Source organism: Nostoc sp. UIC 10890 (assembly GCF_054786515.1).
Window position 1 is genome coordinate 6,266,941 of the sequence record NZ_JBSGKF010000001.1, and the last position, 21,091, is coordinate 6,288,031.

Annotated in this window: 17 protein-coding genes; 6 read left to right on the forward strand and 11 right to left on the reverse strand. The window is 40.7% G+C overall.

Features of this window, described 5'->3' with window-relative positions; genetic code table 11:
* Nucleotides 1-216: 216 nt before the first annotated feature.
* Together ACWATR_RS25985 and ACWATR_RS25990 are read left to right on the forward strand one after the other, a co-directional pair.
* The gene (locus ACWATR_RS25985) at nucleotides 217-726 is read left to right on the forward strand and encodes a hypothetical protein (RefSeq protein WP_460338693.1); all 510 of its coding nucleotides are present in this window, start codon (nucleotides 217-219) and stop codon (nucleotides 724-726) included.
* A gap of 339 nt (nucleotides 727-1,065) precedes the next feature.
* Nucleotides 1,066-1,845 carry a photosystem II S4 domain protein gene (locus tag ACWATR_RS25990; protein ID WP_420762953.1) on the forward strand — a complete coding sequence of 260 codons (780 nt, stop codon included), beginning with the start codon at nucleotides 1,066-1,068 and terminating at the stop codon, nucleotides 1,843-1,845.
* 289 nt (nucleotides 1,846-2,134) lie between these two features.
* Here the strand turns inward: ACWATR_RS25990 and ACWATR_RS25995 are convergent, their stop codons facing one another.
* The 7 genes from ACWATR_RS25995 to ACWATR_RS26025 all read right to left on the reverse strand — a co-directional run bounded on the left by ACWATR_RS25995 (nucleotide 2,135) and on the right by ACWATR_RS26025 (nucleotide 8,069).
* Nucleotides 2,135-2,911, reverse strand: coding sequence for an SDR family NAD(P)-dependent oxidoreductase (locus tag ACWATR_RS25995; RefSeq protein WP_460338695.1), 777 nt, complete (start codon nucleotides 2,909-2,911; stop codon nucleotides 2,135-2,137).
* A gap of 574 nt (nucleotides 2,912-3,485) precedes the next feature.
* On the reverse strand, nucleotides 3,486-4,043 hold the full coding sequence (locus ACWATR_RS26000) for a hypothetical protein (RefSeq protein WP_460338697.1): 558 nt from the start codon (nucleotides 4,041-4,043) through the stop codon (nucleotides 3,486-3,488).
* Nucleotides 4,044-4,787: 744 nt separating this feature from the next.
* A complete protein-coding gene (locus ACWATR_RS26005) occupies nucleotides 4,788-5,393 on the reverse strand; it encodes an exopolysaccharide biosynthesis protein (RefSeq protein ID WP_460338699.1) in 606 nt (201 codons plus the stop codon).
* A 97-nt stretch (nucleotides 5,394-5,490) separates the two neighbouring features.
* Nucleotides 5,491-6,375 (reverse strand): lipid kinase, encoded by an 885-nt coding sequence (locus ACWATR_RS26010; RefSeq protein ID WP_460338701.1) that lies wholly within the window; start codon nucleotides 6,373-6,375, stop codon nucleotides 5,491-5,493.
* 749 nt (nucleotides 6,376-7,124) lie between these two features.
* Nucleotides 7,125-7,301, reverse strand: a complete 177-nt coding sequence (locus tag ACWATR_RS26015; RefSeq protein WP_460338703.1) for a hypothetical protein — start codon at nucleotides 7,299-7,301, stop codon at nucleotides 7,125-7,127.
* A gap of 49 nt (nucleotides 7,302-7,350) precedes the next feature.
* Nucleotides 7,351-7,767: an alternative ribosome rescue aminoacyl-tRNA hydrolase ArfB gene (gene arfB / locus ACWATR_RS26020; protein ID WP_069068197.1), complete on the reverse strand. Its 417-nt coding sequence runs from the start codon at nucleotides 7,765-7,767 to the stop codon at nucleotides 7,351-7,353.
* A gap of 47 nt (nucleotides 7,768-7,814) precedes the next feature.
* Complete coding sequence (locus tag ACWATR_RS26025; protein WP_460338705.1) at nucleotides 7,815-8,069, reverse strand: RNA-binding S4 domain-containing protein; 255 nt, start codon at nucleotides 8,067-8,069, stop codon at nucleotides 7,815-7,817.
* A 533-nt stretch (nucleotides 8,070-8,602) separates the two neighbouring features.
* Between ACWATR_RS26025 and dpdE the strand changes: the two genes are divergently transcribed.
* The 4 genes from dpdE (at nucleotide 8,603) to ACWATR_RS26045 (ending at nucleotide 17,710) form a co-directional block, all read left to right on the forward strand.
* Nucleotides 8,603-11,914 carry a protein DpdE gene (gene dpdE / locus ACWATR_RS26030; protein ID WP_460338707.1) on the forward strand — a complete coding sequence of 1,104 codons (3,312 nt, stop codon included), beginning with the start codon at nucleotides 8,603-8,605 and terminating at the stop codon, nucleotides 11,912-11,914.
* Nucleotides 11,915-12,195: 281 nt separating this feature from the next.
* Complete coding sequence (locus ACWATR_RS26035; RefSeq protein WP_460338709.1) at nucleotides 12,196-13,290, forward strand: DUF4350 domain-containing protein; 1,095 nt, start codon at nucleotides 12,196-12,198, stop codon at nucleotides 13,288-13,290.
* A gap of 63 nt (nucleotides 13,291-13,353) precedes the next feature.
* Nucleotides 13,354-14,304 carry an AAA family ATPase gene (locus ACWATR_RS26040; RefSeq protein ID WP_460338711.1) on the forward strand — a complete coding sequence of 317 codons (951 nt, stop codon included), beginning with the start codon at nucleotides 13,354-13,356 and terminating at the stop codon, nucleotides 14,302-14,304.
* Nucleotides 14,305-14,449: 145 nt separating this feature from the next.
* Nucleotides 14,450-17,710 carry a hybrid sensor histidine kinase/response regulator gene (locus tag ACWATR_RS26045; RefSeq protein WP_460338713.1) on the forward strand — a complete coding sequence of 1,087 codons (3,261 nt, stop codon included), beginning with the start codon at nucleotides 14,450-14,452 and terminating at the stop codon, nucleotides 17,708-17,710.
* Nucleotides 17,711-17,751: 41 nt separating this feature from the next.
* On the opposite strand, the gene recR is transcribed toward ACWATR_RS26045, so the two are convergent.
* The 4 genes from recR to ACWATR_RS26065 form a co-directional block, all read right to left on the reverse strand.
* The gene (recR, locus tag ACWATR_RS26050; RefSeq protein ID WP_069073197.1) at nucleotides 17,752-18,309 is read right to left on the reverse strand and encodes a recombination mediator RecR; all 558 of its coding nucleotides are present in this window, start codon (nucleotides 18,307-18,309) and stop codon (nucleotides 17,752-17,754) included.
* An 823-nt stretch (nucleotides 18,310-19,132) separates the two neighbouring features.
* Nucleotides 19,133-19,618, reverse strand: coding sequence for a hypothetical protein (locus ACWATR_RS26055; protein WP_460338715.1), 486 nt, complete (start codon nucleotides 19,616-19,618; stop codon nucleotides 19,133-19,135).
* A 214-nt stretch (nucleotides 19,619-19,832) separates the two neighbouring features.
* On the reverse strand, nucleotides 19,833-20,393 hold the full coding sequence (locus ACWATR_RS26060) for a hypothetical protein (RefSeq protein WP_460338717.1): 561 nt from the start codon (nucleotides 20,391-20,393) through the stop codon (nucleotides 19,833-19,835).
* A 120-nt stretch (nucleotides 20,394-20,513) separates the two neighbouring features.
* Complete coding sequence (locus ACWATR_RS26065; RefSeq protein ID WP_460338719.1) at nucleotides 20,514-20,966, reverse strand: cupin domain-containing protein; 453 nt, start codon at nucleotides 20,964-20,966, stop codon at nucleotides 20,514-20,516.
* Nucleotides 20,967-21,091 lie beyond the last annotated feature (125 nt).

Genomic DNA, 21,091 nt, shown 5'->3' on the forward strand with positions numbered 1-21,091 from the left:
GGGAGAACCGGATTTTTCCCCCCTTTGCAAGGGGGGATTAAGGGGGGTAATTCGACTTGTGTGTACACGGTTAGGCCTTAAGGCTGTGTCGTGTCTTAACCTAGTGCCATTTGACCAATGACAAATGACAAATGACTCCGCACAACGGTTTGATTCGACCAGGACTGATACGCTGTTAATTAAGGCAAAACTTCTATTAGACAAATTGTAAAATCAATGAATTACCTTGTTGCCGTATTACAAGACCGCATTCAAGCCGAAGCTGCTTACTTAGCTTTAGAAAAAGAAGGCATAAACAGTACCATCCTGGGGAGGGGATATAAAACGGCTGACGAGTTTGGCTTAATTGACCCCAAAGACCAAGCTAAAAAGCAAGCAAAACTGATGGCAACCTGGCTGATACCATTTGGCTTTTTTGCAGGTTTTACATTCAGCCTCATCACTGGTTTAAATACTTTTGCCTGGGCGGGTGAAGTTGGCAATCACATCGTTGGCGGACTGCTAGGTGCTGCGAGTGGTGCTATGGGTGGTGTACTTGTGGGTGGTGGAGTCGGTTTACTAATAGGTAGTGGTGATGCTTTACCCTATCGCAACCGCTTAGATGCGGGTAAATATTTAGTTGCCGTTCAAGGTTCTGAAACTCTCACTCGGCAAGCAACCCGAATATTACGACAATTTGATCCAGAAAATATCCAAGGTTATGCTGACACCAATACTGTGTATTGAATGAATCATAGTTTACACATTCCGACACAGCGACTTGAGTTGCTTTCCTGTTTTTTGGAGGTGGTTCAAGTCGCTGCCATCAAAAACAAATTCCAATAGGAAGTGCTATCAGATGATGCCAGCAGGGATTTGATTTTAAAGCAGTAGAAGCACTGGTCAATTTGACCTTTACTCAGCCGGAACTCAAAAGAACGATCGCACTGCCTCAATTTGCATTCTGGAAAAATTCGGAATGCAACAAATTGGTAGAGATGAAAATCTGCTGAAATGGGAATTAAAGTTAAAATCAAGATAGTTATAGCAGATTAATTCTCAATTCATAACTCATAATTTTTAAGAATGTTGCCACGAGAAGAACTTTTAAAAGGTGTTGAAAATCGAGATAGTGTAGCTCGGGTAATCGACCAAGCAGAGCAAGCGATCAAAACTTGGGAAGTGGTTTTGACTGATTTTCTCTCTCCTCCAGAATTGGCGGAAATTCAACGGGTGTTTAACCGATTAACAGAAGTGCAATTGACGGCGTGGGGTGGATATCCGCAAGCTGAACGTCAAAGAATAGCGATCGCTCGTTCGGAACTTCCCTTAGATCAATCTCAAGTCAGCCTCGTCGCTGTGGAAATTGCTGGTAATTTCCTGTTTGATACCGCCTCTCACCGCGACTTTTTAGGCGCAATGTTGGGAACGGGAATTGTTCGTGAAAAAACGGGAGATGTTATTGTCTTGGGAGAACGAGGGGCGCAGGCGATTGTCGCACCAGAGTTGGTGGAGTTTTTGGAAATGAGTCTTAAACAGGTGCGATCGGTTCCTGTGAAAACTCAGCAGATTGAGGTAACTGAACTAAGGGTTCGGGAACCCAAGAAAAAAGAATTAACTACTGTGGAGGCTTCTTTGCGATTAGATGCGATCGCATCTGCTGGTTTTGGCATGTCCCGCAGCAAAATGGTTGATTTCATTGATGCTGGTGATGTCCGCGTCAATTGGAAGGAAGTTACCCAAGCTAGTTCTCAAGTGAAATCAGGCGACTTAATCGCCATTCGCTCTAAAGGACGTTTAGAAGTTGGCGAAATCGCCGTTACAAAAAAAGACCGTTACCGAGTTCAATTAACAAGGTATGTGTAATCACTGAAGAGTGATAAGTTAGGAGTTAAAACTCGTAACTCCTAACTTGTAAGTATATACTTATACCAATTGTATGTGAGGCTACGGTTTATTCGCGTAGCCACAATTCATGAATTGTCGCTACAGTCTTTAGTTTTGCATCAGTCCTATAGGCCAATACAGTTCAGATAAGCCTAAAACCATCATGTAGAGACGCAATTTATCGCATCTTCAAAGACCAATTACCTATACCAATAACCCTTAACCCAAGCGTATTGTCCTATAGGCACATCTTCAAACAGAAATGGTATTAGGATTTAAAGCGTTTTGCTAACATATTCAGCAGAAGTTTACGCGGTACAAGCCGAGATAATTTGCTTCTAATTTGAGTCTTCGTATCAGAACTAATAACAGTTGGATACCCTTTTTCCAAAGCCTCTAAAGATTCCCAAACTACTTTTTCGGAAGAATACACTTTATCTGTACTACTTGCTAGCGCTGGAGGAAAATTAGCTTCTGCAAAAAAGTTTGTTTCTATTGGCCCTGGACAAGTAACTAAAATACGTACACCATATTGACGATTTTCTGCCCATAGTGCTTCACTAAAGCTGAGAATAAAAGCTTTACTGGCAGCATAAACAGAAAGGTATGGTATCGGTTGAAAAGCCGTAATTGAGGATACGTTAATAATGCTTCCAGAGCGACGTTGACGCATCAACGGGAGAAATTTATGGGTTAAATCTACCAATGCTAAAATGTTTAATTGTACAATTTTAACTTGTTTTCCTCCATCACTTTCAGCAAAGTCCCCATAGTAACCAAGACCAGCATTATTGATTAACAAATCAATGATTAACCCTTTTACTTTAGTGGCATCAAACACACTAGCCGCTGCATCAGGTTCGGTGAGGTCTTTTACTATAACGTCTACTTGAATTTTGTATTGTTCTCGTAATTCTTTAGCTAATTGGTTTAGTTTCTCCTCAGAACGAGCAACAAGTACAAGATTTGTCTTGCGTGCGGCTAGTTCTTGAGCAAAGGCTTTACCAATACCACTAGAGGCACCAGTAATTAAAGCAGTTGACATTCTACATATTCAGATAGTTTTTAAGCACTATTAAAATAGTAACTATGCTGGCTATAAGTTTTAACTACCCAAAGTTATATACCCAAAAGAGTAAAAGCCGTAGCTACTAATAAAGCCTAAGTAGAGAAAGCCTTCACTCAAAACTTCTCTTTTCCTAATACCAATTCTCTGTGAAGCTGCACATTATTTTTACCCCTCTTAACCCAATACTTTTCTGTTAGGGGGGAAATGGTTTGAATTTACCTTTACCCCTTACCCTTTAACTTTTCCCCAGACTAAAAGAGAGATTGTTGGTTTTATCCAAAATAATATTGCCTCCCAACCTCTCCAAGGCATCGGCAGGGTGGTTTCATACAAAAAAAGAAAAATACACAAGTCTTAATTTCTCGTTTTGTGGAATGGCTTTTTACGCCTTGCTAAACCTCTCTTCAAGGAGAGTTAAAGCTTTGAAACCCAGTTTTAGTTTTTCTCTTCTTGTATGAAATCACTCATTTAGGTATTATTTCTGAATTATGATGTCCTAAAGAATGAATGATTTTTATCATGATGATTCAAATTTATTTGAAATTGCTAATTACCATTTTTCAGACCAATAAATAATTTCTGAAGCAGCACTATTAATAGCAACGCCGTAGCTATCTCCATGATTCCATTTGAAGCCAGGTCTACCTTTGTCCTCTGTATTTAATACCAGTATTTCATAATTAGCTGGAAAAGATTCCGCAGGAGAGTCACTGGTGTAGAAGAAAGTTGTCGGCACACCGTTAGGCTGGTTTATGTGGTCGTTTGTGTTTCCACCCCTATATTTGTGCTTTGCACTACTTCTGTATTGTGAAAGTAATTTTTCTATCTTTTTTGGCGGCTCTTTCAGCCTAATTTGAAAAAAACCACTTCCTTGCAAAAATTTGGGGGAGTAAGCAATGCGAACACCTTTGGCATCAGTGGGAATCTCATGAGGAAAATGTTTTACTTGGTCATTATCAGACCATAGTTGATTACGAATTTCTTTGTAGCGTGATGTATCAGTTATTATTTTAGGCTGGCTAGTACTGCTAAAAGCTGTTCTCAGAAAAAAGCTTCCCCCGACAATACTAAGACTAGCAAGGGCTAATAGAAATTGCGATCGCTTCATCAAGTTGGGTGTGTCTAACTTTTATAGTCATATACCCAACTAATAAACTAAATTCGTACTATTGCGGATATCCGATCAGAGATATTAACAGAAACTTTGTGTATCCAGAGGAAAATCAGGATATTTGTAAAATTACTGTGAAGTAGGTCAATGATTACGTAGTCAAAAACCGTAGGTGATCTTTATTGAGGCTAGTACCACAAGGCGGAATTAAAAATTAAAAATTAAAAATTAAAAATTAAAAATGAAGACAGCGTAAGGGTTTTGTTGATTGGGAATGGGTGGTTTATTTCCTGCTGTACTAGTACTAGCGTTGTAGCTAACGAAATCAATTCTACAGCCATCCATTTTTTTTCAATTCTTCCTGATGCAGCAAGGACTAAGGCGGATATATAAATAGTAGATGCACCTTAATTAAATCACAGCCTTCAGCTTTTAGTTGGGGGCTTTTTTTTATTGCTGATATTTTTAATGCGTAAGAAAATAAATTTTGTTAAAAGTCTAATTTACCCGGATATGGCAATAAATAAAGCGGATTAATAAATGGTAGATGCACCTTAATTAAATCATAGCCCTCAGCTTTTAGTTGAAGGCTTTTTTATTGCTGATATTTTGGATGCGTAAGAAAACTAAATTTTGTCAAAAATCTAATTTACCCGGATATGACAATAAATAAAGCGGATTAATAAATGGTAGATGCACCCTAATAAATTACAGCCCTCAGCTTTTAGTTGAGGGCTTTTATTATTTAAATATAGATGGCAGCAAACTGGGAGCTAACCATACTGCATAACCAAGAAATCCAAATAGCAAGGTAATCAGGGCAGTAATGCCGTAGCTGATGCAAATTAATAAACCGTCCGATTCGATAGTGGCAACAGTCAAAAGTAAAATCCCTATAGTGGGAATGGGATTTGTAAACGGAATTGGTAATATTAGTAATATTGTTAACAAAGAAAGACAAAACCCATTAATTCGCCAAATTAAAGGATTATGGGCTATTTTTGGCAATCGGGGACGGGCGATTTTCTGGAAAACTTTGGTAAGACGTCCCAAATTTTGCAAAAGCAACTGGGCGAAGGGACGAGGAAATTGGTAGTTAGCGATTTTTTTGGGTAGCCAAGGCGATCGCCTACCTAGAAGCATTTGCACTGACAACAGTAAACAAGCAGCACCAAAAGGCCCAGTTAAACCTGGTGGCATAGGAAATAAAAAGGGCAAAACTAATAATGTAATTACTAGGCTGAAGCCTCGTTCTGAGGTTTCTGCCAGAATATCACCTAGAGTCAGTGGTTGTTCTGCTAGGCGTTGCAACAGGGACTTTATATCTTCAGAAAATCTCAGATGCATTTGGCGTGAGTTGATGCGAGTTCCCACATTTGTAGCAGAGGGAGATATTTTAGATTTTGGATTGAAGGAAAATCTAAAATCTAAAATTGAATGACTCCTAGCTCCTGATTTTTGAGGGTACTAAAACAGATATAGCTCTAGGTATAACCCGAAAATGAGCAGGAGTGTAAGTAGTGATTTCACCATCTGTATTAATAGGGCGCGGTTTGCGAGTATACACCTTTATTTCTTGACCTTGAAGAGAACGCACATTCTCCCAATGTATATGTCGTCCTTGTCTCATTGCGGGTAGTAATAATATAATTTGCCACCAGTGTTGAATTTCTAAGCTATAAAGGTCTAACCTTTGGTCATCTATTGTGGCATCGTCAGCCACTGCCATACCGCCGCCGTAATAGCGGCCGTTACCCACAGCAATTTGCACTGTTTTGACACGAACCGATTCACCGTTGATCACAATCTCAGCAGAAAAAGGTCTAGCTTCCCAAAGTACTTGCAATGCAGTAGCGGCATAAGCAAAGATTCCCCAACGGCGTTTGACTTCTTTGGTAAGTCGTTGGGTAATTTTTACACTCAATCCCAGACTGGCAACGTTAAAAAAGTGCTTGCCGTTTACACAACCCAAGTCGATGCGCTGTAAATTGCCATCTGCAATAATTTTGCAAGCTTCGCTAAGGGAATTGGGGATTCCCAAAGTCCTTGCTAGATCGTTTGCAGTTCCCAGAGGCAAGATTCCCAAAGGTAACTGAGTATCAATTAAAGCATCTACTGCGGCATTTAGAGTGCCATCTCCTCCACCAATAATTACGAAGTCAACTTGATGCTGATAGCGAAGTATAACTTCAGCAAGATGTTTGGGATTTTCTGTAGATTCCTCAATTAAATCAAAGTCGAGTGTCTTCAGATATTCAATCGCTTCCGACAGACCCTTTTGCCCTTGGCGGGCATGACGATTTACTAACAGCAGTGCGCGGGAACTCATGGTTAGTACCTTTTGTAGTTGATATGTCCAATTATCCGCATTTATATATTCTGCTTTAAGGTAACTATGAAAAAGTGTTTAGGCTGTTATGAAGTTTATAAAAAATTATTTTGTTAACACTTATTATATTGTGAATGCTAACTTTTTAATTTTCCTTTTATCTAGTTTAGCTTTATTAGTACTCAATGTATCAATACCAAGTAAATATAATTATTACTCACCCTTAGAGGTTGTTTGAAAAGTAGTTTACTGTGATTTTAAGTACTCATTGATCCCCCCTAACCCCCCTTCAAAAGGGGGGAACCAGAGTCAAAGTCCCCCTTTTGAAGGGGGATTTAGAGGGATCTAAACGTTTTGTTACCGACAAGAGGACTTTTCAAACATCCTCTTAACTAGAATTTAGGTATTTATTTTAAATAATAGAGCATTATTCAAATAATATCATGCCCCAAAAAAGAGACATTTTTGATTAGCATAGATACATATTTAGAGATTTGATTTGTATTAATAGTTATACAAATTCTTTGTGAGCCACACAAAATTAGACTTGGTGAGATAAATTTCTCAAGCAACTTTTTCTATGCAACCTCACAGGTAATCGGTATTACAATTATTTAATTTTTGGTTGAGAAAACAATTATATATGTCAACTCATGATGTGACATATTGAAAACTGTCTATGCTACAGCGATCGCAGCTTGAAACCAGCTTTGTCCTGTAAATCCCTATTTTCATTGAGAATTTTGCTCTTATGACTCTTTAGAGCCAGGATCACCACCAATAATTGCTTGAAATACATCTCCTAGTAAAAAGAAAAACGCCGCAACTAACAGTACAAGCATTAAACTAGCAAGGGCTGCAAAGGGAGAGAAGATAAACAAGATTAAAAGCCCAAACATCAAAATCTTTAGTAATGTCTTATTCATATTTTTTAACATTGAATAATACGTATATTTTCTACTAATAATCGATGCATCAACAATCTGTCACCTGTCCTCTGTTAGATTTAACCTGTCCGCGCTTAGTTTTGTAGTCAAGGCGCTTTCTTTGAGAACTCCGAGTTGGTTTGGTGGGTTTGCGTTTTATTGTCACTACAACTGCGCTTTGAATGAGTTCTTGAAGTCGTTTCAAGGCTGACTCCCGGTTATTCTCTTGGCTTCGGTGTTCCTGGGCTTTGATTACGACAACTCCTTCTTGAGTAATGCGTCGATCGTTCAGCTTTAAAAGCTGTTGTTTATAATAGTCGGGTAATGACGAAGCCACAATGTCGAAGCGCAAGTGGATCGCGGTGGAAACCTTGTTAACATTTTGGCCTCCGGCTCCTTGGGAGCGAATCGCAGTAATTTCAATATCAGTCTGTGGGATAATAACTTTGTTGGAAATTTGCAGCATTACTCACAAGGAAAAAGAGAAACTTTTAAATTTTGGATAAACTTTCTTTACTCGGTTTGTTCAGTTAAATCTATTACTTCATCTGCATCTTCATTGTTGTTTAAATTCACTTCTAAAGTCTGTCCTTGTATTGTCACTTTATCACCTGGTACTAGTCGCCGTCCTCGTCGGGTTTCTAACATACCATTTACTTGGACATCGCCACCTTGAATCATCAGTTTGGCTTGGCCTCCAGTTGGCACGATACCCATCAACTTTAAAAATTGATTTAACTTAATTGTGTTGTCTCTGACTTTCTTCATCGTAAATAAAACTACATTACCTTAATTGTATCGTGGCGTGATCAAGGTAAAACGTGAATCTATCGAGCTATATAGGAATCCGCTTTGATTTCTGAACGAATTTGCGTAGACAGGCAATAGGCAACAGGCAACAGTCAAGAAGGCTTCTTAGTTGTACTGAGTTTTTTCAGAAATCAAATATCAATCCTATATATCAGCCTAGATGAAATTAAATTAAGCCTAAAGTACTTTGTCGAGTTTAAATGGATATTCTTGAGGTTAAGCCTAGTCTCAAACTGATATGCCAGACTTGAATGTTGCTGAGTCTATCAATCGGAAGATGAATTTATACTCAAAAGTCAGTAATCTTAGGTAAAAGCACAAATATGCTGATTTTGAGTAAGCTTTTGTATCTTCGTAAAAGCATAGCGATCGCTAAAACGAAAAACTGTAATACCAGTTTATTATCTATAATGTTGATCGACAAAATTTCCAGATATGGGTTAAAAAACCAGTCTGGAAGGTTCTTTTAGTGTGTTCAGGGGACTGGATCTATGATTAAGCTTGGTTTATTGGTACAGTCCCAGAATAACTATTTGGGTATCGGAAAAGTTACCGAAATATCTGATGCCAATGCAAATGTTGAGTATTTCTGCTCTATAGGGCAACGTCTTCAAAAAACTTTACCTGTAAGTTCGCTCTCTCAGGTCAGGCTTGAACCCCAGGCTCGATGCTATATTAAGTCCCCAACCCAGGATAAATGGATAGTTGGCAGAGTTTTCATCTGGGATGAAGATACGGAAATGTATCAAATTGATTTACCAGACAAGAAAACTGCGATCGCTTCTGAAGAAGATATTTACGTTCGTTGTAATCTCCCAAATACAGACCCCATCCAAACTCTGGCGATGAAGGGTCACGAAACGCCCTACTTCCACGATAAAAGATTGGCGTTCGTGAAATCATTGATTAAGCAACGCGCTGTGAGTCGCGGGATGACAGGATTGATTTCGGCAAATATCAATCTTTATCCTCACCAAGTTGAAGTTGTGCGACGGGTACTGGAAGACCCAATTCAGCGCTACTTGCTAGCAGACGAGGTGGGACTCGGAAAAACCATCGAAGCGGGCGCGATTCTCCGTCAGTTCCTCCTGGATGAACCGAAAAAAGGGGCGGTGGTATTAGTTCCGCAATATTTGCTTAAACAATGGCGGACTGAGTTAGAAAACAAGTTTTACATTTCCCATTTTGGCAAACGGGTAGCGGTGCTGGCGGTTGAAGATATCCATAAAATCAACCTGAAAGCAAGGATAGGCTGCTTAATTTTAGATGAAGCCCATCACATCGCGGCAATGGCGACCTCTAAGGATGCAACAGTGCGCCAGCGTTTTCAGACTTGCAAAGAAATTGCTCATAAAAGCGATCGCTTACTTTTATTATCTGCCACTCCTGTTCTCAACCATGAGCAGGATTTTCTGGCCATGTTGCACTTGCTTGACCCAACAACCTATAAAATTGGTGATTTAGAAGGTTTTCGCGCCAAAGTAGAAAGCCGTCAGCAAGTTGGTAAAGTTCTCCTTTCTTTTAAAGAAGGTGCGGAACCTCTGATTCTCAAAAACAACTTGCAGCAACTACGAAACCTCTTTACTGAGGATGAGTATTTACTGAAGCTGGCGGATGATTTAGAAAATTGTTTACAAACAAATTCTACTGAGCAAGAGCAAATCGTCCAAGCGATTCGTGTCCACGTCAGCGATACTTATCGACTACATCGCCGAATGCTTCGCAACCGTCGCGCTGCGGTGGAAGATGTGATCTTTGACCGCAATTTTACGCCGAAAGAAGAGTATGATTTGGACGAGCGATCGCTTGATATTCACGAACTGCTCAATCAATGGCGTAGTGTTGCTCCTCGTGACAAGCAATATCAGCGAATTTTTCTGCTGTTATTCCTAGCTGCTGGTACTTGGTTAGGGATTTTAGAACAGGTAATTACCGCCCGTTTAACTGGTAAACCTCATGCTAAACTCATCCAGGAGTTTAAAGAAGATGATGTTCGCATCTTAACTACAACCCCCAAATTCTCAGGGGAAGAAGAGATTTTGCAATCCTTCCTAAAAATTATTCGTCAACCTCAAGAGGACGGAGAACGGAGGGAAAATTTGAAAACAGTCCTGCTGAATCAGTTAGGTACATACTTCAAAATTCCCGCAAACATTCGGAAGAATCAAAAGGAATTCATCACGAGGATACAGCAAAGAATCAAGAGACCAATTACTGGCGATATTCTGCCCAAATTTATTGTATTTACCAGTTTTGTGCAAACTTGTGGCGAAATTGTCCGGTATTTATCTGATACCTTTGGTGCAGAGACAATAGCTAGCCATCAATTTGGAGAATCACCAGACAAGGTTGAGGAAGGCTTAAATAGGTTCAAGGATAACCCAAACTGCTTTATTTTAGTATGCGATCGCTCTGGAGAAGAAGGGCGTAACCTCCAGTTTGCCGATTGGTTAATTCATTTTGACCTTCCTTGGTCGCCTAATCAATTAGAACAGAGAATTGGCAGACTTGACCGCATTGGCAGTAAAATTGGCATCCAATCCTGCGCCTTGATTGGCCCATATTTGGAAGATAGCCCTCACAATGCTTGGTATAAAGTATTAAAAGATGGGTTTGGTATTTTCCAACAATCAATTGCCAGTCTCCAGTTTTATGTGGATGAGAAACTTGCAGAATTGGAAACAACTTTGTTTCAATCAAGTGCTGCTGGATTGTTAGAAATGATTTCACCAATTCAAGAGCAAATTGAAACTGAAATAGCAAAAATTAGCGAACAAAATGCCCTAGATGAAATTGACGCTAACGATGAAATTGCCACCGAGTATTTTCAAGAGCTAGATAATTACGATGCTTGTCATCTAGAAATGAAACGAGCCATTGAAGGCTGGATTTGTGACGCGCTGGGATTCAGAGGACTCAACAATCCAGATTCATCAGATATGCGACGTTATCAACCCTCAACGCGGACATTGGTTCCCATCAATGAGTTAAAAAACCGTTTTGCTGATAGTTATCTAGACCAATTTGGTACTTATAATCGCAGAATAGCAAACCAGAATCCTGGTGTTAAACTCTTTCGAGTTGGGGAAGGATTTGTCGAAGCACTCTGGAACTATATAAATTGGGATGACCGAGGTGAAGCCTTTGCGATGTGGCGCACTGATGCATCTTGGGATGCGAAAGAAGGAAAAGAGTGGTTCGGTTTTCAATGCAATTATGTAGTCGAAGCAAATTTAAGAAATGCCAAACAAGTTTTACTAGATAACAAACTAGATAATTCTCAATTCAAAAACTTGCAGCGACGTGTTGATGCTTTATTTCCGCCAATTATAGAAACTATCTATGTTGATGGTCGCAATGAGCCAATACGTGTTGTTGAGGATAAAGCCCTCTTAAGTATTTTGCAACGTCCATATAAAGATAAAAACAATAATCAAGGACGAGATTACAATCTAGCAAAAGAGCGCTTAGAAATTATTGACGATTTTGTTGACCCTAGTAAGTGGCAAAATTTCTGCTATCAAGTGCGTAATACTTCTGCGGAATTACTTTCCAATCGTCCCGATTTTATTGAATTGTGCCAAAATTGTGCTAATGTCGCCGAAAAGAAATTAGCCAATAGAGTAGAACAATTACGCCTGCGTTTGAACCAGCAAAGTTGGGATAATGCATTAGCTGAAGAATTGAAGATAGAAACTGCGTTAAATGCAGCCATTCTTGAAGGAATTCGCCAACCTCAGATTAGGCTTGATTCTGTGGGTTTTATTGTTGTATCGGGGCGATCGCTTATGCAATTTGATTGATATAGCAGGGGATAGGCAATAGGCTTGAAAGTCTCTTGGTGTCTGGATTTTACCATCAGTTTATGTCCTAACCTAGCTGGCAATTGTCATATCTGATATTATCTATGTGCGGTTAAATAGCCTTAGTTACCGTATAAACCCCATTCCTTACATAGGGTGGGGTTTTTTGCAACTTCCAATTAAATCAAAACTGGTGTAAAAAAACTAACTATATTTTTGACTTTACCGGAAAAATAAGTAAGTATTAGCACTAGTGATACTGAAACGAAGTCATTTATAGTATGAAACGTTCAAATCGCCTTGCTTGGATAGGAGCGATCGCACTCGCTGCGATCGTTTTACTTAGTTTGGTTGCAGCTCCCAATAATACTAAACTTAACACTGGCTCTACTTATAACCGCGCTCCTGATGGCTATGGTGCTTGGTATGCTTTTATGCAACAGCAGGGAACTTCTATCAAGCGCTGGCAAAAGCCTTTTAGTGATATTCAGCCAGAGAACAGCCCAGTTACTCTACTACAGGTAGGCGGCTATCCAAGGGAGACGACACTAGATAATCAAGAGCGTGAATGGGTAGAAAAAGGGAATACTTTAGTAATTTTGGGGGCTGGGGCACGGGTTACAGAAGCAGAGTTTAGCACTATGCAAAAATCTCCCCAAGGTGATATTAAAATTGATACACGTAGACGATATAAAAAAGCTAACTCCCAACAAGTTGATTTAGGCGATCGCTTTGGTGCTGTTGTCTGGGAAGAAAATTACAAACAAGGAAAGGTGATTTTTTCTACCACTCCTTATTTAGCCGCCAACGCCTACCAAGATTATTTAAGTAATTTCAAGTATCTAGCCAGTTTAGTAACTGAAAAAGGCAACACAGTATTAGTCGATGAATACATCCACGGCTATAAAGATGCTGATGTCAGAAAGAAAGAAAGCGAAGGAAATTTATTTAGTTTTTTTGCTAAAACTCCTTTATTTCCAATATTGATACAGGTAGGTATCCTGCTATTAGTACTAACTTGGGCACAGAATCGCCGCTTTGGCAAACCAGTAGCTTTAGATACACCAGTAGCAGATAACAGCGAAGCATACATCCAAGCTTTAGCGGGAGTATTGCAGAAAGCTGATACCACCAACTTTGTTGTAGAGATGGTGGGTAAAGAAGAACAACTACAACTCCAAAAAGCTTTGGGATTAGGGCAGGTACTTTTAGAACGCCAAGCCTTAATCAATTTCTGGATAGAAAAAACAGGCGCAAGTGCAGGAGAATTAGATGCAGTTTTAAAGCTACAATCTCGCAAACAACCCATCAGCGAACGAGAACTGTTAAGCTGGTTGGGGAAATGGCGAACCATTAGATTAATTCGTAATTCGTAATTCGTAATTCGTAATTATTTTTTTGGAATTGTTCTCTGTGTTGGTTATTTATTAATAAAAATAATGAGCGAAACTCATCCTATCTTAATCGGGCTTGGTCAAGGTCTTAATCAAGTTATTGTCGGACAATCTAGCCTCATACAACAACTTTTAGTAGCACTGCTGGCGGGTGGACACGTAATTTTAGAAGGAGTACCGGGAACTGGTAAAACTCTCTTAGTAAAAGTGTTGGCGCAATTAATCCAAGGGGATTTTCGCCGGATTCAACTAACACCAGATGTTTTACCTTCAGATATTACTGGTACAAATATTTTTGACTTAAATAGCCGCAATTTCACTTTGAAAAAAGGGCCAATATTTACCGAAGTGCTGCTAGCTGACGAAATCAATCGTACTCCTCCCAAGACGCAAGCGGCGCTGCTGGAAGCGATGGAAGAGATGCAGGTAACACTGGATGGTGAAAGTTTGCCCTTACCAGATTTATTTTGGGTGATTGCAACCCAAAATCCTCTGGAATTTGAGGGGACTTATCCCTTACCAGAGGCGCAGTTGGACAGATTTTTATTTAAGCTGGTGGTAGATTATCCAGATCAAGCTGCTGAAAAGCAAATGTTACTGAATCGTCAAGCGGGTTTTGCAGCACGGCGTTTGGATATTAGCCGTTTGAAACCAATCGCAACAGTAGCCGACATTTTGCAAGCACGACAAGCAGTCAAAGAAGTTAAAGTATCAGAAGCGATCGTTGATTATTTGTTGGCGTTGGTGAGAACATCGCGTCAATATCCTGATTTAACTTTGGGTGCATCGCCTCGCGCTGCCGGTGCTTGGTTGCAGACATCCCAAGCATTAGCCTGGTTAACTGGAAGAGATTTTGTCACACCAGATGATGTTAAAGCAGTTGCATCGCCGCTGCTACGTCATCGCCTGATTTTGAAACCAGAAGCAATGCTGGATGGTTTACAAATGGATGCGGTAATTGCGTCGGTAATTAACCAAGTACCAGTTCCAAGGTAAAAAATTATTTGTAAGGGATTTCCATTGAAGGAGGCAGGAGGCAGGAGGCATATTCAGTCTCAATGTGGAAGAAATTGCCCTAAAATTTATGTAAGCATGAGCCGCTGAATCTTAGATTAAGTTTAAATTTATTTAACTTTATAGAATGCCAGACGCGGAAAAGCCCCAAAACCAGCTGGCTAATGATAAGCTGCTGCATCGGCAAGTTAGTAAAAAAGCAAGTGATTCGCTAGTAGCCAGTGGAGAAGAGGGAATGGTGCTTCAGTTGGCTGATGGCACTATCCAGGCTTGCAATGCCGCTGGCGATCGCATTCTGGGACTGACAGCAGAGCAGCTTGTGGGGCAAAACTTCCTTGATCCCAAGTGGCAATTTATTCATGAAGATGGCTCTCCTTTCCTTAGTGAGACTCACCCAGCGATCGTTGCGCTGAAAACTGGTAAACCTTGTTTGAAGGTGGTGTGTGGCTTCTATAAGCAAAATAATGAGCTAGTCTGGCTATTGTTGTCCTCCCAACCTCTGTTCCAAGTTGAAGGAAGCAATCCCTATGCGATCGTCACAACTTTTTTGGATATTACCGAATCTAAGCACGCCCAGCTTGAAGAGAACTGTAACTGTGGAGAAGATACTCAACAAGTTGATGCAGATGAATTTCAGGCAGTGTGGGATAGTCACCGTCTGTTCCAACAAATTGCTGGTACTCTTCCGGGGATACTCTACATTTATGACCTAATTGAGGAGCGAAATTCTTACGCTAATTACGAAATTGCTCAAGGTTGGGGCTACACGCCAGCAGAAATCCAGGCAATGGGAAAGGAGTTATTTACCCAACTTCTACACCCTGAAGATTTAGCCCGACTCCCTAGCTATTTTGAAAAATTTAATTCTACTCGTCAGGGCGAAGTCCTCAGCTTTGAATACCAAATTCGACACGCTAATGGAGATTGGCGATGGTTTTGTAGCTATGACACCGTATATAGCAGAACTGCTGATGGATTGCCCCAATATCTTTTGGGAATCGCTTTTGATATTACAGAACGACGATGCACAGAAATTTCCCTACGGCAAAGTAATGAAAGATTTGAGCTAGCAGCAGCAGCAGTTAATTGCCTAATCTATGACTGGGAAATTCATAGAAATACTGTGGAAAGAACTCAGGGTTTAACCCAGGTTTTTGGCTACACACAACAAGAAGCTGAACCGAGTTTCGAGTGGTGGCAAAAACTCATCCATCCCGATGACCAACAAAGAGTTAATGACCAGTTCATGGCTAGTATGGCCAATGGCAACCGTTATAGCATCGAGTATCGGGTGCGTCACAAGGATAGCCATTATTTGTGGGTGCTAGACCAGGGGTTTGCAGTCCGGGATGCAAATGGTCAGGTAGTTAGGGTAGTTGGTGCTACTACTAATATTACCGAACGCCAAGCTGCGCTCCAGGAACGCCAACAAATTGAAACAAACCTGCACGAGAGTGAAGAACGGATTCGGCTGGCCACTACCGCTGCTGAACTGGGTATGTGGTGTTGGAATATTAATACCAAAGAGTTAATTTGGACAGAGAAATGTAAGCAGTTGTTTGGACTTGCTCCAGAAGCCGAAATAGGCTATGAGTTTTTCCTCAACTGTGTACATTTAGAAGACCGTCAACGCGTCGATGAAGCGATCGCTCGTTCTGTTGAAGAAAAGATTGACTGTGACATTGAATACCGCAGCCTTTGGTCTGATGGTAGCATTCATTGGATTGCTGCTAAAGGTCGCGTCTTTTATGATGCCGAGGGTAAGGCAGTACGTTTGACGGGTATTGCTCAGGATATTACCCAGCGCAAACAGGTAGAAAATGATTTGCGCCAGCGCGAAACTCAATTAAGGCGGTTAGTTGATTCCAACATTATTGGCATTATGTTCGCCACTCCTAACTACATTACTGAGGCGAATGAGGCTTTTTTAGAAATGGTGGGTTACACGCGAGAGGAGCTATTGGCGGGTAAGGTACGCAGACAACACATGACCCCACCGGAATATCATGCTCTAGATCAGCAAGGGATAGAGCAACTTTTAACGGTTGGGATATGTACTCCCTTTGAAAAAGAATACATCCGCAAGGATGGTTCCCGGATTTCCATATTAATCGGTGGTGCTTTGGTGGAGCGAGAGCCGGCGTCTTGGATCTGTTTTATTCTTGACCTAACCCCCAGGAAGCAATTGGAAAAGGCACTTAGACAACAAGCGGAGGAACTCAAACAGGCAAATCGGAATAAAGATGAGTTTCTTGCCATTCTCTCTCACGAATTGCGATCGCCACTCAACCCCATTCTAGGGTGGTCATCTCTACTCAAAAGCCGCAAATTTGATGAAGCTACTACAAATCGTGCTTTAGAAACCATCGAAAGAAATGCTCAATTGCAGATTCAATTAATTGATGAGTTGCTGGATGTGTCCCGAATTATTCGCGGTAAGTTAAACCTGACTTTTGCCACTGTTAACTTGGCATCTGTAATTGATGCTGCATTAGAAACAGTCCGGTTAATCGCGCAAACCAAATCCATCCAGATCAAAATCCAGCTTGACCCCAATATTGTTAAAGTATTAGGCGATTACTATCGCTTACAGCAAGTTGTGGGGAATTTACTCTCGAACGCAGTCAAGTTCACTCCCCCGCATGGTTCAGTGGAAGTCAACTTATCATTGAGTCGTGAATTGACTTCCCACTCAGCTTTAATTCAAGTTAAAGATACAGGTCAAGGTATTTCCCCCGAATTCCTACCCCACGTATTTGAATATTTTCGTCAAGCCGATAGCAGCACAACTAGGAAATTTGGCGGATTGGGACTAGGATTAGCAATAGTCCGTCACTTAGTAGAATTGCATGGTGGTACTGCAACAGCAGCTAGTCCAGGAATTGGACAGGGAGCAGTTTTTACTATTAGACTGCCTGTGATGAAAGAAAGTGAGGGAGTAGAGGGAGTAGAGGAAGTAGGGGGAGCAGGAGAGAAATTTAACTCGTCACTTCTTTGTGGATTACGAATATTGATTGTTGATGATGATGTTGACACACGGGAGTTTCTGCACTTTCTGCTACAAGAGAATGGGGCGTTGATAACTGTTGCAGCATCGGTAACTGAGGCGCTGGCTTTAATAGCACAGACTGCACCTAATTTATTAATCAGTGATTTAGGAATGCCAGAGATAGATGGTTACAGCCTGATTAGGCTGCTCAGAGCCATGCCAAAGGAGAAGGGTGGGGAAATTCCAGCGATCGCCCTTACCGCCTATGCTGGAGAAAGCGATCGCGATCTAGTATTAGCAGCTGGTTTTCAGAAGCATATTGCCAAACCAGTCCAACCAACTGAATTACTTACCTCAATTGCAGATTTGCTTAAGGAAAGAGTAGGAAGTGAAGAATAGTGTAGTTCAAAATTCTCTGTAATCCAAAGTTTAATTCAAACCTAATCCAATTCCCGGCGTCCTTCCAAGGCCCTCGCCAAAGTCACCTCATCTGCGTACTCCAAATCGCCACCCACAGGTAAACCAAAAGCAATCCGCGTCACCTTGGTAAATGGTTTCAATAACTGACCAATATATAGTGTTGTTGTCTCCCCTTCCACACTCGGACTAATTGCAAGAATTACTTCTTGAGGTTTTTGCTGATTTACCCGGCGCTGCAAAGCCAGGATAGTCAACTGTTCTGGGCCAATTCCATCAATTGGCGAAATCACTCCACCCAAAACGTGATACTTGCCTTTGTATTCGCGGGTTTTTTCCAGCGCAATCACATCGCGAGGATCTGCTACAACACAGATAGTATTGTTGTCACGGTTGGCATTGCGGCAAATTTCACAAACAGGTTCAGCAGATAAGTGAAAGCAAACAGAACACAAACCAATCTGTTTTTTTGCCTCAATTAAAGCTTGTGCCAAAGCTTCTACTTCTGCTTCTGGTCGCTTCAAAATATGCAAAGCCAGTCGTTGGGCAGATTTAGGGCCAACTCCCGGTAGGCGTTGCAGTTGCTCAATTAACCGTGCTAAAGGGCGTGCGTAAACCGTTGTCTTGTCTCCAGAATGTTTTTACCTTAACTATGATGACATTCTTATAGAATTTTGGATTGGTCATTTTATTTCAATACGGTTCAGTTAAGGCTCGAATAGCTATAAGATAGACATTGTTTCCAAAAATGGAAATCAAGCACGGTGCATCTCAAAGAATTTTCATTAGTGTCTCCCAAGATACAAAGTAGGGAGATATTCAAAGCGATAGAGGTCGGACACCCAGAAACATTGGGGAATTGAAAACCGACTCCATTGGGTTCGCGATGTCACTTTTTCAGAAGACTTTCCACTGCGACAAGGTGGTAATGCTCCAGTTAACTGGGCAATCTTACATAATTTTTTCATCACTCTTGCCAAATTCCTTGGTTTTCGCACTATCCCTCAAGCTCAACGTGCTTTAGCCAATCAAATCCAAAAGGTTTTTTCTTTCTTTGTATGAAACCACCCTGCATTGCTGTGTCAGCAGGGGAAGAAAGAATCTGAATAATTCTCTTCGAGCTAAAAATTGGATAATTTAACTGGTTTGTCAACAAGATCCCCGATTTATTTGAGAAGTTGCAGATATGCTGTTTGTGAGAATTGCAAACAAATAGGATTGCTGTAAATATTTATCAAGGAAGGCAGGAGGAAAACTGCCCTCTGCCTTCTACCGCGACCAATCAGGGAAAGGGTTTAAGACAAGAACTCCAAATTGAAAATTTGGGGCTACTTTTTCAGGAGGGGTTTGAATCTCCAACTGAGGTAAAACCTTCTGCCTCCTGCCTCCTGCCTCCTGCCTCCTTCAACAAGTTGCGGCTAAAGCTGGTTCTGCGGCAAAATATTTCAGATTTTCTTGCTGAGTGGCAAATTTCAAATATTGAGATGCCATTTCTGGTGTTAGCAATTCTATCATTAATCTGTTTTCTACCCAGAACTCAATCACATCAAAGAAAGAATCGCGGTTACAGCGCACTACACGCCAACCTTCACGGACACCGATTTGTTCAATTTCTTTCTGACTGATGGGTACAGAAATAGCTGCATGAATATCTGTATAAATAGAGGTAATTGCAGTATGAACAAATACGCATTCTTCATCATTTTCACCAGGTTCAATTTGAGAGCCTAAAGGATAAAGTTCAATGGCTGTGCCGTATTCATCAAAAGGTATAACCATATAGCTTCCTGGGTTAGGAGGAAATGGAACAGCTTGCGCTTTTAAGATTTCTGCCAGAACTTGGGCAACATGACTAGGGTTTCTAACAGCAATTGAAATATGGTGAATCATGGAATAACCTCAGTTCGATATTTTATAAATTAGGAAACAATCGGGGAGAACTAGGGGAAGAAAAAGCTTAACTCTTAAATAGACTTCTTGCAAAAGTCGGGGTAAAGGGGAAGGGGAAAAGGGTAAATAAACTCAAAATCCTTTCCCTTTAACCTTTACCCTTTTCCCTCTCTTGCAAAAATATGTTTTTGCAAGAGGTCTAATGCTTATTAGCTTATTGAGGTCGCCCGTAATGAGCTTTACCTTTACCATCGGCAGTCTCAAGCACTAGAACTTGCTGCCCGTACTCATTCGTCTCAATCGACCACTGATAAGTCTCAGGCTTTGCTGTATTGCGGCTGGAGTAAGTGCGCCCGCTATTGCAAATTTGCCCTTTGGATGTGCTGTCACTGGGTTGGAAAGTCAGGCGTTGAGCCTCAATCTTAACTTTGCCTTTTTCCTCTATGAAGAGGTTAGACGCACAGTTGTAAGTGTTGATTTGAAGTAACCTATTTCGCTTGTAGTTTCCGTTAGATGCGAGTTGAAATTGATCGCTAGAACCGTTCGGGGCTGCTGACTGCCCTGTGTAACTATCTTGGTATTGGATGGACGAGATTCGACCATACCGCCACTCGCCCTGGAGTTCGGCAGGGACTCCAGTATCGTTTTTACCTGCCTGACTCGCGCTTGGGTAAAAAATAAGGCTAGCGGTGAGTCCCAAACTCAAGGCACTAGAAGCGAAAAAGCGGACAGCTTTTGGTATGGAATAGAGTTGGTTGTTTGTTAGTGAGTACATTTGGCTTTTGTAGAAATAGATTTATTTATCAACTAAAGCGATTTAGAGCGCGAAGTTTGCGTGTTTATATATAGCAATTCTCAGTAGGGACATACAGATGTGCGCCCTACATCTAAAGGTTCACGCAAGAAATTGCAATCCATATTTGTTCAAAACAGGTTGTACTTTTTCCATGTTTAACGATGAACTATCTGCTACTTTACCCATTTCTTCATAAAAGTTTTTTGCGCCTTTAGGTGAAATTAAAACCAGAAATTTAGCAGTAGCAGAACGAATTTTGAAGGCGTGTAGTGCATTGTGAGGAATGTTAACGAAAAAGCCTGGTGATGCCAAAATTGTTTCTGTACCAACTTGGATGTCTAATTCCCCTTCTAGAACATAAAATGCTTCTTCCCAAGGGTGAGTGTGCAGTGGCGGGCCATTTTCTTCTGTATCTGTAATTTCATAAATTGTCCAAGCTTGATTTGTCTCTTCCCCAGTTACTTTTGTTGTGAACTGTGAACCAAGAATTGAGAATTGATTACCTTCTCCTGGTGCAAGAATAGTTGGTTTACGTATGGTTGAACTTTGCATACAAGTTACTCCTGTTGTGTAATTGGGTAGGTGTAATCTACAAACTTGATTTGATGCTTTTAACATTAGAAATTAATCGGGGAGAACTAGGGGAGATAAATGGGTAATTGATATTTTTTTTGTAA